General features: G+C 51.1%; 8 protein-coding genes. 2 read left to right on the top strand and 6 right to left on the bottom strand.

Features of this window, described 5'->3' with window-relative positions:
• The 3 genes from NNL21_RS29630 to NNL21_RS29640 form a co-directional block, all read right to left on the bottom strand.
• On the bottom strand, positions 1-1,745 hold a 1,745-nt coding region (locus NNL21_RS29630; protein ID WP_256555570.1), incomplete at its 3' end, for an AAA family ATPase.
• Positions 1,742-3,079 carry a metallophosphoesterase family protein gene (locus NNL21_RS29635; RefSeq protein ID WP_204819007.1) on the bottom strand — a complete coding sequence of 446 codons (1,338 nt, stop codon included), beginning with the start codon at positions 3,077-3,079 and terminating at the stop codon, positions 1,742-1,744. The genes NNL21_RS29630 and NNL21_RS29635, both read right to left, overlap by 4 nt.
• A gap of 61 nt (positions 3,080-3,140) precedes the next feature.
• A complete protein-coding gene (locus NNL21_RS29640) occupies positions 3,141-4,265 on the bottom strand; it encodes a glycosyltransferase family 4 protein (RefSeq protein ID WP_204819006.1) in 1,125 nt (374 codons plus the stop codon).
• 424 nt (positions 4,266-4,689) lie between these two features.
• Here NNL21_RS29640 and NNL21_RS29645 point away from each other — a divergent pair, with 424 nt between their 5' ends.
• A complete protein-coding gene (locus NNL21_RS29645; RefSeq protein ID WP_204819005.1) occupies positions 4,690-5,901 on the top strand; it encodes a GGDEF domain-containing protein in 1,212 nt (403 codons plus the stop codon).
• 745 nt (positions 5,902-6,646) lie between these two features.
• Here the strand turns inward: NNL21_RS29645 and NNL21_RS29650 are convergent.
• Together NNL21_RS29650 and NNL21_RS29655 are read right to left on the bottom strand one after the other, a co-directional pair.
• Positions 6,647-6,886 (bottom strand): hypothetical protein, encoded by a 240-nt coding sequence (locus NNL21_RS29650; RefSeq protein ID WP_204819004.1) that lies wholly within the window; start codon positions 6,884-6,886, stop codon positions 6,647-6,649.
• Positions 6,887-7,179: 293 nt separating this feature from the next.
• Entirely contained in the window at positions 7,180-7,401 is a 222-nt protein-coding gene (locus NNL21_RS29655) for a hypothetical protein (RefSeq protein ID WP_204819003.1), read from the bottom strand.
• Between the two features lie 52 nt (positions 7,402-7,453).
• Here NNL21_RS29655 and NNL21_RS29660 point away from each other — a divergent pair, with 52 nt between their 5' ends.
• Positions 7,454-9,031, top strand: coding sequence for an FAD-dependent oxidoreductase (locus NNL21_RS29660; RefSeq protein ID WP_204819002.1), 1,578 nt, complete (start codon positions 7,454-7,456; stop codon positions 9,029-9,031).
• A 413-nt stretch (positions 9,032-9,444) separates the two neighbouring features.
• On the opposite strand, the gene NNL21_RS29665 is transcribed toward NNL21_RS29660, so the two are convergent.
• Positions 9,445-12,348: a glycoside hydrolase family 10-like protein gene (locus NNL21_RS29665; protein WP_204819001.1), complete on the bottom strand. Its 2,904-nt coding sequence runs from the start codon at positions 12,346-12,348 to the stop codon at positions 9,445-9,447.
• Positions 12,349-12,519 lie beyond the last annotated feature (171 nt).

A 12,519-nucleotide genomic window follows, 5' to 3' on the forward strand; every position in this document is an offset into this window, starting at 1 on the left:
TGCGCGCGTGCGCGCGCCAGTGCGGCGCTCAGCGCCAGCGCCGCGCTGGCCGCGCCTGCAGCGATGGCGGCCGTATGCCAGCCGGCGGCCGCCATCGCTGCAGCGGCGGCCGCGAGCGCACCGGCGGCCGCCCAGAGCGCGGCTCCGCCGCGAACGGCTTTGGCGCCGGCTAGTGATGCCGGCGCCGTTGAAGCTGCACGCAGCTGCTCCAGCTCCCATTCGCGCCACGCATCATCGAACGTACGCGCAGCATGGCGGAGCGCTTCGTAGGAAGCAGGGAGCAGCTCAAAGCCTGAGCCGTCGCTTACACCCACACCCGTTTGGGGGCGAAATCCTCCCTCTGTACTCCCTCGGTTAGGATCAGGCTCTGCCGTCCACGCGGGCTCTGCCGTATGATTCAGCTCCGCAAGTTCGAGCGACAGCGCATGCAGCTGCGTCCGGATACTCCGCAGCTCCGCTTCCGCAAGACTCCGGGAGTTCGTGAGATCTGTGAAATCGGTTCGCGATCTCCGGATCCATTCACGCTCTGCGACGCCTGCGCGAAACGCAGACAGCTTATCCTCTGTCCAATTCGTTGCGATTCGCTGCAGCAGGCGGACGATTGTTTCCTGATGTTCACGCAGCTCCGCTTCGAGTTCCAGACGATCGCGCGCCGCCGCCTCCATATTCTCGGAGGACAAGACGAGAGCTTGAATTTCGTCTCCACGGGCTGCAAGCGATTCATCAGGATCAAGCTGGCTTAATCGCTGCCTCGTACGAATATCCGTTTCCCGCAGCCGTTCCATCTCCGCTTGAAGACGATCAAGCTCCGTACGAAGCCCTTCCCAGCGGCTGCGCGCATCCGCTGGGAGCCGGCCGGATCGTTGAAGATCCTCCTGCTCGCGTTCCATGGCGAGCCGCCGCACCCATAGCGGATGCATGCTGCAAGCCCTCGCAAGCAGAAGCGCCCTTTCCCTTAACCCGGGCAGGCGCGATTCAGCTTGCGCATGCTCCGTTTCGGCGGTTTCGATTGCGGCAGTCAGGTCTTGAAAGGTGGTAATGCCGTCTTCCACCTTGCGAAGCTCCGCTTCCGCTGTGTCGAGCGATTTGAGGAGACGGTTAATGGCTTGTGTGCTTCCTCGCGGACGAAATAGCCCGTCCAGCTGCGAGGTCAGCTTTTTCTCCACTTGTGCGACAGCTCCGCCTCCGCTCCAGCCCGCATGATAGAGCTGTTTGCCAAGCTCGTCCCCCTCCAGCATGCCGATAGCCTGGAGTTCGGTAAGGGTGATCGCAAACAATTGACGGTATACCCTCTCATTGACTCCGCCTAAATACAATCGCTCCCAAATCGCTTGAGTCAATGTTTGGACAGATAGATCGTCTGCTGTCGAAGACGACCGGGCATCCGCATTCCCCTCGCCAGTAGGCATACTTCCAACGATACCTGTGGTCTCAGAAGCACGATGTCCCAACATTCGGACGGAAATCCGCCCTGATGAAGAGGCGTAGCGCTCCGCGGCATAGAGCCTTCCCGTAGTATCGCGAAAGAGCAGCCTTCCCCCATGCTTTCCGCCGCCTGAAGGCTCTTGACGCTCCACGCGATTCGCTTTCGTAGCGAACCCGTAAAGCATGGATCGAATAAATCCGAGCGTCGTACTCTTACCCGCTTCGTTAGGACCGTATATGACCGTAACCTGTGCATCCATATCGATCGTAAAGTCATTCAGCTTGCCGAATCCGTCTACCTGAAGCCCGACCCATCTCATGACCCGACCTCCTTATCGAACGTTTCCGGCAGATCCGATGTTGAATCAGCCTCGTCTGTGAGCAGTCCCAGTGTCAACTCCCTCGCTTGTTCCATCCATTGCTGCTTCTGCGGCTCGGAGACTGTGCGGAGTAATTTGCGCAAGCGGGGATTTGCGAGCAGAGGCGCCAGCGCTTCTTCCGACAGCTTAAGTCCACTCCCGTCCTTCCACCCTTCTATGCTTTGACGATACAATTCACCGGCGAAGCTGTCTTCAGAAGCAAGCTGCTCCAAATCCAGCTCAGCGCCTGTCCGTATTTCTAGACCAATCAACCAGACCCACCCGGCCTCCGCCTGATGAACAAGCTTTTCTTCGTTATCAAACCGGCTTCGAAGTCCCTCCAACAGCTCTTGTACAAAGGTGTGATCGCCCAGCTTGCGGTGGAGAGGACCACGGCCGGACAAAACAAGCTTCAGCATGAGGGGTCTTCCTCCGGAAACTGCGGCCAGAGCAGCAATAGACTCCTCCATAGCTGCAATAAGCGATTGCTCCGATGTCAGTGAAGCAATATCCGTTAACGTTGTCTCGAAGCGGACGGCATCCAATTCGAGGAAGGTCAGCTCTGTTTCTTTCGATGCCGATACCTGTACGAGGTAACACCCCTTTGCACCCTGCTCGCGCGTATGCCTACCTTGTGTATTGCCGGGATACACAACATGAGGATAAGTATGTAATACAGCCCTGGTGTGGATATGCCCCAGCGCCCAATAATCGAATTCCGAGGCTGCCAGCTCGGTGAGCGCGCAGGGGGCGTAGGGATCGTGGGAAGCGTCTCCATCTACGTTCCCGTGAAGCAGCGCAATCTGATACGGCCCATCATGCACCGCCTTGTAACGCGCAGCCAGATTTTCCGTAACCGCACGGGCTCCATACGAGATTCCGTGGATATGCGCGATAAGCTCGCCCTTCTTATTGAAGGCAGGCTTCGTTTCCACCTTATCGGCTCCAAATACGGTAACCGCCGCCGGCCAATCTAGCGATGCCCGGGCTCCTGATAGATGATCGTGATTTCCGTGAATGACAAATAGCTGTACGCCTTGGGCGCACAGCCTCTCCCATTCCCGTCTGAGCGCCAGCTGCGCTCGAAGCGACCGATCCGCCGCGTCGTATAAGTCACCGGAGATAACGACAAAATCAACCTCATTCCTAAGCGCCGCATCGACTAGATGCCGGACAGCCGCAAACGTAGATTCGGCCAGCGCCTCGCGTACATGCTCCGGCGCATCCGCTAATCCGCGAAACGGACTGTCGACATGAAGATCGGCGGCATGAATGAAGCGGAATGCGACACTCATTCAATACCCTCCTGAATTTGCGCGGCTGTGCCGCCAATGCCTAATCCGTATGATGCTTCTATCATGGTGCTACTTCCTGATATACCTGCTTCAGCTGGGTGATCACACGGGATAACGAGTACACCTTCTTGGCTTTATTCCATGCATGCCGGGCCATATTGTATCGGAATGATGGATCGGTCACGACTTTCTCCAATGCATCGCACAGCGCAACAGGATCCTCAGGAGGCACAAGCAGGCCGTTGACGCCGTCATCGATTTGCTCCGCAATGCCGCCTACATTCGTTCCGACCAGAGCCAGCCAGCATAATGCAGCTTCAGCGAATACCGAGCCAAACGCCTCCGCTCTGGAAGGGAGTACGAATACGTCGAAGAATGGCATAAACTCTTCCGGATGCAGCATATAGCCGTAAAAAATAATATCATCGTACAAATCCAGCTGCATAGCGAGCTGTTCAAGCTCAAGTCTGATCGGTCCGTCGCCGATAATATGAAGGACGAACGGATGTCCCCGCCGCTTCAGCTCCGCACAAGCATGCAGCAGGATATCAAGTCCTTTTGCCGGTACGAGACGGCAAACCGTGATCAGCTGAACGACTTCGTTCTCATGCGAGATCGGCTTAAACCGCTTCTCGTTGAAACCGTTCGGGATTACACCGATTGCGTCGGAGTTCGTGACATAAGGAGCCATGTACTGCTTGAAGGATTCGGAGACGGTCAGCAGCCGATCGGCCTTCGCCTCGAGCTCGCCATAGATAGCCGTGAGAAATCGGTGCTCGGCGCCCCCCTCTTCAATTTTTCCGTTCAGAATCAATTCACGTTCATAACTGGAATGAATCGTAACGACGAGCGGAGTTTCGGGAAACAGTTTTTTCATGACAAGCGCCGCAATCGGATGATGGGCATGGATGAGATCGAATGATTTGCTCATACGCAGCTTGGTCCACCAAACGTAGTCGCGAATGGTTTGCATATATTTATCGACAATTGGATTTCCTTCGAGCGGTTTGAAGTCGAATGTCTCAAAAACAAACTCTTCCTGCCCCTTGCCTCTTACCCGTTTCGGTAAAGAGAACAGTTCCATCGGCCATCCGAGTTTGTTGAAGCGTTCTTGAATATAGGGCACCATCGATGATACTCCACCCGGCTGCTCCGGCGGAAAAAATAACGCTTGTAGTATGTTCATTCTGTGTGACCTCCTAAGCGTTTTCGTGAGAAAACGCACTTCGTAAGCGTGGGCTAAGCGTTTTCGTAAGAAAACGCACTTCGTAAGCGTGGCAATGTGTGTGTTCCAAGAACGTATTTGCTTAAGGTTCGGCAATGACATATTAGAGTGGTCTATGTCTATGCTTCCTAGGAAATTGACTGCTCTTTAGGGCGGCCTCTTCATCCGATGAATATGATATATACATACAAATGATCTGGAATCTACATACATGAACCCGCAAAAGTAATTGAAATTAATTACTAGGATTCTAGTTCTAAACTAGCAATCCACACTAGCATTCGAGTCTTCCCGACCTGACTCAAACATGATATACTAGAACATATGTTTCTGTAAAGAAATTGCCGTCATAACCAGACGAATTCTGACTTGGGTGGTTCGAACAATGATAATTATGCAAGAACTTGCCGGTCCGACCGGACAAACATTCGCTTCCGCTTGTGTGCTTACCATTCTTGTTTTAATGCTGTTCATGGCCATACGATTGTACAAGAGCTACCGAAGGAATCAGATCTACCGGCTTCTCATGTTCGTCCTGCCGATCATCATGGCTCAGCAAGGGATCGTCGTAGCTCTCGCATCTCCAGGCTTATCCCGCTATCCTTATTTACATTTGACCGCATCACTGACAGGTCTGATTTCTTTTATTATTATAAACTTTGTTTTTATGAAATTATATACGCAGCCTTCTTCCAGATTGAAGGGCATGCCCTTCCTATTCATGTCTCTAGGCGCTATCGCCATTGCAGGCGCTCAGATCGCCTTCACCCCCGAACTGATGAACACGCCCGTCGGCGAAGACGGATTCCGTCTGCTGGCACTTGATTTCTACGGCCTGGTCATCAACTTTGCGATCCTGCTCAATCTAAGAGGAATGGAACAGCGCTTTCATTATTCAGCGAGCCTGATCATCTTCTTTGTGTATCAGCTAGCGAAGGTAGCCGATGTTTATGTGTTCCATGGCGGGGTCCCGATGCTTGCCGTGCTGACCCATCTGCTCCCAGTGATCTATTATACGCTCATGTTCCTGCTCCTGTTCGAATGGGTTATTGAGCGGCTGCTGATGACGTTTCAATCTTCGATCACCGACGGGCTGACAAGCCTCTACAATCGGCGGCATTTCAACAAGAAAGCCGAACAGCTGCTGCGCGAATACAAACGGGTTGCCATCATCTTCTGTGATATCGATAATTTCAAGAAACTAAATGACACGCAAGGCCATCATAGAGCCGACGGTGTTCTAAAGCAGGTTGCAGAGATCATTAAAGAAGAAACCGCAGGCATCGGTGCGGCAGGTCGTTACGGCGGCGAGGAGCTGCTCGGTCTCGTTGCTGCCCCAGGCATCAAGCCTGAAACAGTAGCGGAGCAAATACGCAGCCGTATCGAGCGTGAAACGATGGTAACTGTGAGCGTCGGCGTAAGCATTACCCTCGAAGGCAATTCAGTTGAAGAGGTTGTCAAGCAGGCCGACGAAGCGATGTATCTATCGAAGACGTCTGGCAAGAATAAAGTTACGCTGCATCCGTCCCTTCAACGCAGCCGCTCCCGATCCGACAGCGGCGATAAGCCAAAACGGAAGTCGAGCGCTAGCAGTTAATTATCCCATTGGATACGGCGACGGTCCCCTATACCTAACCGCTATGTACCTTGCACGATACATACCGTTTCTCGTACTAGAACCGCTACTTTACTGCTGTAACGCCCATTAACGGCCTTACAGCAAACATTTCTCCTCATCTTGGTTCTGTAACGCCGCTTTTCGGACTTACAGACTCCTGTATTCGTACTCCAACCAGTATTTCACCTCTGTAACGCCCATTAACGGCGTTACAGCAAACATCTCTCCCCATCTTGGTTCTGTAACGCCGCTTTTCGGACTTACAGCCTCCTGTATTCGTACTCCAACCGGTATTTTACCGCTGTAACGCCCATTAACGGCGTTACAGTAAACATCTCTCCTCATCCTGGTTCTGTAACGCCGCTTTTCGGCCTTACAGCCTCCTGTATTCGTACTCCAACCAGTATTTCACCTCTGTAACGCCCATTAACGGCGTTACAGCGAGCATTTCTCCCCATCCTGGTTCTGTAACGCCGCTTTTCGGCCTTTCAGACTCCTGTATTCGTACTCCAACCAGTATTTTACCGCTGTAACGCCCATTAACGGCGTTACAGCAAACATTTCTCCTCATCTTGGTTCTGTAACGCCGCTTTTCGGACTTACAGCCTCCTGTATTCGTACTAGAACCGCTACTTTACCGCTGTAACGCCCATTAACGGCGTTACAGCAAACATTTCTCCCCATCCTGGTTCTGTAACGCCGCTTTTCGGACTTACAGACTCCTTTACTCGTACTCCAACCAGTATTTTACCGCTGTAACGCCCATTAACGGCGTTACAGCAAACATCTCTCCCCATCTTGGTTCTGTAACGCCGCTTTTCGGCCTTACAGCCTTCTCACTCCTCCGGCTCATGCTGGTATTGACGGACCCCGTACTAAGCATTTTGGATGATATCCTGTGCTGACCTGCTGCCACTTCTGTGCGATAACCGGATAACGCTTCAACGACTAACTCCTTCTTCACTTGAACGGGGGCACCGAAATCGTCTCTTCATGGACCATCAACTTCTTACTAATAGTGTATCTGAAGTTGGTGAAGGTCGAGTGGATTATGTCTATATTGGTTACGCCCTTTAACGGAGATACAGCAAACTTTTCTCCCTATCCTGGTTCTCCCCCTTTAAGGTTTACTCGCTCCTTCACTCATAATCAGACGATTATCTGCAATGCCTCCTTGACTAACAGCGCCCGTATTACTAATCGCCACCGGATCACCGGACTGTCCACGCTCCTTATTGCACCTGCCATTCTATCGCATCAAACACCCAATATACTATAAGAATAACCAGATATTATCGCTGCAGCAGTACCGCCAATCCAGAGGAATAAAAAATTATTTTCTTTTAATTCATAATATTTAGAGGAAAAATCCATTTCAACAACGAATACTAGGAGGATACTGTTTTCTTTTGCAGCATATGGCTCTACTAGTAACGGTATGTTTGCATGATGGCAAGTAAACCATCTCTTCAGAATCACCTTGCTGTCTACCCCTCATTCCAATTCGACGAATACGACTGGAGGCCTGACAATGACACGTGAAATGACAGGAGATCTAATCATTATCGGAGGCGGCACCGGTGGCTGTGCCGCTGCATTGGCTGCAGCGAAGATGGGCTTGCGCGTGATTCTAACGGAAGAGACCGCCTGGATCGGCGGTCAATTGACAAGCCAAGCCGTACCGCCCGATGAACACCGGTGGATCGAATATTTTGGCTGCACACGAAGCTATCGGCAGTTCAGGAATCGCGTTCGCGAATACTACCGCCGGCAGTTTCCGATGACGCCAGCAGCTTTCGCAAATGAGCGTCTCAATCCCGGCAATGGCAATGTTAGCCGGTTGTGCTTCGATCCGCGAGTCGGGTTGTCCGTGCTGCACGAGCTCTTAGCCCCCTATGTACATAGCGGTAAAATAACCATTTTAACGCATCATCGCATCGATACGGCGGAAACCGGAGGCGATAAAGTCACGTCAGTGAAGGTCATCCATACTCCAAGCGGCGATTCGCGGACTCTCCATGCCCCTTACTTTATTGATGCGACGGAATGCGGTGACGTCCTGCCTCTCGCAGGCGTCGAATATGTAACCGGCGCAGAATCCGTCAAACAAACCGGTGAGCCTCATGCGCTTGAGGGAGATCCGCAGCCGCAAGATATGCAGGCATTCACGTTCTGCTACGCCGTCGATTATGCCGAAGGCGAAGACCATACGATCGATAAACCGCGCGACTATGAATTCTGGCGTACCTACCAAGCTGACTTCTGGCCTGACAAGCATCTGAGCTGGACATACCCTAATCCGATCACGCTGAAGCCTACGGAAGTGTCTCTGTTTCCCAATGAGATGGGTCGATATCCGTTCTTTCATTACCGGCGGATTCTGGACCGCTCTAATTTCGCTCCAGGAACGTTCAACACGGATATTTCCATCATTAACTGGCCTCAGAATGATTATTGGCTGGGCTCGATCATCGACGTATCCGAGGAAGAACGGAATCGGCATCTGGATCAAGCCAAGCAGCTCAGCTTATCGCTGCTCTATTGGATGCAGAAGGAAGCTCCGCGGCCTGACGGCGGTATTGGATATCCCGGTTTGCGGCTAAGACATGACGTCGTCGGAACGGAAGATGGAATGGCTATGGCACCCTACATTCGTGAATCGCGCCGCATTCAAGCCGAATTCACGATTCTGGAGCAGCACATCGGCACAGAGGCGCGCGGCGGACAAGGTGCAGATCAATTTGCAGACTCGGTTGGTGTCGGTGCTTATCGGATCGATCTTCATCCCGATACAGGTGGCCGCAACTTTCTTGATATCTCCAGTCTTCCGTTTCAGATTCCGCTAGGCAGTTTGATTCCGATCCGAACCGATAATCTGCTTCCGGCCTGCAAGAATCTCGGCGTCACCCATATTACCAACGGATGCTACCGCCTGCATCCGGTTGAATGGAATATTGGTGAAGCCGCTGGCTACCTAGCAGCTTACAGCCTTCTCAAGGGTACGCTCCCTCGCCATGTTCGGAATACGCCGGAGTTATTGAAGGATTTTCAAGCGCTGTTGGAGCGTGAAGGCATCGAGCTTGCTTGGCCTGTCATTTCACCTCTATAGCCGTTCAGCCTCAGCTCAGATCCTCATTCAGAGATCAGATTGCATGCATTCCGGTAAATATTGAAACCGTAAGAAGCGGCCGACTCAAAAAATGGTGGTGTAGGGGGTTATTCCTACACCACCATTTTTCTTAGTTCGGTCAATTCCTGTTTAATCGATAAAGAAAAGAGAGGATGTGTGTCTCCTAGAGAAGTGACCAAGGTTGACCTGCGGAATCGTGAACTCCACTGGCGGCGGGTTATCAAATCAGATTGCACGATTCCAACAGCAGCCGGAAGGAGATACTTCTTCTATGATCTTAATCGAAATAAAAAAAAGACTGCCCATAAAAATCACTTATGGGCAGTCCATCTCTACGATGTTACTTTATAAACTTAAACTTTATACCATCATGCTGAGGTGGAATAGTGGAGTTAGCCGTTGTTCAGATCTGTTTGCCCGGACTTGGCTTTGGATCCGGGTTTCGTTGTGTCTTTCGCTATGAATACCTCGACCATCTGACTTGCGATGGACAAATCATGAGCCAATCGCTTCTTCACTTCGTCATTAGTCCCATACGCAGAAGATGCGATTCGGCTGTTTATTTGATCAATGTTTTTCTTCGCTTTAGTTGCGAGTTTCCAGCTCATGTTGGTTTCCGACTTCAGATGCTTAATCGCTGATTGCAAATCCTTGCGCAGCTTATCTGCATTCTTATCGTTTAGCCCGCCCATTGGCACATAAATATCATTGATTCGGCGAATCATCTCCGTAAAAACAGCGGCCAAAGGTTTCGTATACCGGTAGTCCGGTTTAATCGCTTCATTGCGATACACACTGGAACGCAGCGCATGCTCGTATTTAAAGTTGAATATCCCCTCATACTCGAATAAGGCTGTTCCGATCGCACCGTTCGCAATCGTCTCTTTCACCTGATCCAGCACCGCGGAGGTTGGGTTACCTTGGAACGTATCGATGCCCGAGGAAACGAGAGCATTCGATTTCGCAAGCTCAAGAGAGTTCAACAAATCTCCTACAACGACGGAGGATCCGGATGCGTATGACATATGAAACAGCTCATCGATCAGATTGTGATCGAGCCAATATTTCGTTTCCTGAGCGTGTGACATAGGAGCTTCATGGAAATTCGGCCAGATGGATGCCGTGATTTGCAAATCTGACTTTATGGCATGCGCTTCTTCCACGACACGCTCTACCCAAGTATTAATGATATCCGCCCGGAACTGCAGCCATTGATTCCACAACTCCTCATTGACTACATCGCCCGGATGCAGATCGATCGGATCGATATCGGTGTTATACTTCTTCATAAATTCTCCACGCGTGAACTCATCATACCCGAAATCGTTCGAGTAATCGCCGGAGCCCGGATAACGTGCGTAGTCGAGGTGCAGTGAAGCCACATCGTATTTCGTGAGCAGCTCCTCGTACACATCAGATACGAAATCACGGGTTTCCGGCAGCGCAGGGTTTAACCAATACCATGGGGTATTGTTTGGTCCCGGCTCATAATCGGTGCCGTCTCTGGAGGTTAACCTCCACTCCGGATGATTCATCACCGATGGTCCGCCGGCAAAGAAATTTTCCACCCAGGCATGGATCTCAATGCCAAGCTTCTTACCTTCTTTAATATAGGCGTCAAGAACGTCAAAGCCTTGGTATAACGGGTTCAACTCCGTCAATAACAGACCTTCGCTATCCCTGATTTCCGTAGGCCAGGTCGTATACCCGTCCCACCACGTTTCAAGATAAACGGCATTGACATTAATGGATTTCAGATTATTTAGTTTCTTCTTCACGTCCTCAAGATTAGTTTCCTTTGGCCTCAGCCATACGCCGCGAGTCTCCACCTTGCCCGATTCAAAGGTCATATAAAGCGCGTCCGTCAGCGTGCTGTCAATCTCCTTCAGGAGCTCGAGAATGCTGCCGATTCCTTCTGCAGCCAGCCGTGCTTCAGCCTCCTCATACAGCTGCCTGCCTTTATCGATCTTCGCTTGAATCTCGGTATACGGAACGTCTCTGAACTCCTTCTTCGACTGCTCCAGCTGATTCTCGGCAGCCAGGATATTAATCGCCGCCTTGTCCAGATAGGATTCGGGCGTGAAAATGATGAGCACTTGCTTAGTTGTATCATCGACCCACACCCTGGCACCTACAGGTGCATTGCTCGTCAGCCAAGCGTTCTTCACGCCATGTCCGGATAAGACAAGCCCGCCTTCCGGGATGAGAGAATCATTACCTCCATTCGTGACCACAAAGCCATTCTTATCGACTACAACTTCGCTTCCCCATCCATTGGTTCCCGTTCGCTCGCCACCCCGGTCGTACACGATCATTTGATCTCCCAACCGGTCTGCATTCCGAGCGTCAAAGCTTGTTTTGGCAGCCTGGTAAACTGGACTATCCATATCTAGTTCCACCTCATCGCCAACTTGAACGATATTGAGCAATTCATCATACCCTTTATTTCCCGATTGAATGGACAGCACATAACCATTATCCGGAATCGGAGAATCGTTATCGACGAAATTCCCGCTCTCATCCGCATGAATGGATACAAATCGTGTCACCTTGCCATCGACCACGGTAAGCTCCATCCCCCACGGATTTTGTATGGTCGACTCCCCGTACTCGGGTGTGAACAGAATGACTTCTTCACTGAGACGTTGTTTGTTGGTTCCTGTAATGCCAACGACAACGCCGCTCACTTTAAAATACTTGTTCGGATATACGGGAATCTCCATCGACTCCGCTTGAACTGACTGCCCAAGCTTGACTCCAGTAAGGAGATCCTTCGCCGTTCCCGATGCCGATATGACATAACCGTTCAGCGGAATGTTGGTTCCGCTGCCACCGGTAGGGCGATCGGCTGCAATGACGGCAATGACACCGTTTACAACAATGTACTCAGCAGTGTCATCCGCATGATAAGGCTTGGTTGCGCTCCCATAATTCCGCGTATAGACGGCTAACGAATTCGGGGTTCGTTCTTGATCAATCAGATCGACCTGAATCGGATCCTTGCCTTCTATGATTAGCTGCGGTTCGGTTGCAAGAAGGGCCGTATCCCCCGGATCATCTTCACTCTCGGGAACGCCTTGAGCTGGATCCTCTATTTGTGATTCACTCTCATTGTTTTCTGGCAGTTGTTGATCTTGATTATCTACGGCCTCCGAATCATCGGATGGCAGCTCTTGTGTGTTTACAATCAACGGTTCTTCAATCTGCGGCTCGGCCGATACCGATGACGCAATAGCGGTGAAAAGAAGGGCCATACTTAATATACATGAGAGCAGTGGTTTGGCATTAACCTTCAAAGCCGATCTACCTCCTTAAGTCTGTTTGTACAATCGATCTTCAATCTGCCTAAGAGCACAGAGCTGCGCGCTGGCATCAATTCTACTTCCCATCACCCCCTTAAAAAAGAATAATTTTCTATTATGAATACTATTAAAAGTTACTTTCTCTATTTGTTCATAAAAAAAAGG

Source organism: Paenibacillus mendelii, from assembly GCF_024498075.1.
GTDB classification, from domain to species: Bacteria; Bacillota; Bacilli; order Paenibacillales; family Paenibacillaceae; genus Paenibacillus_Z; species Paenibacillus_Z mendelii.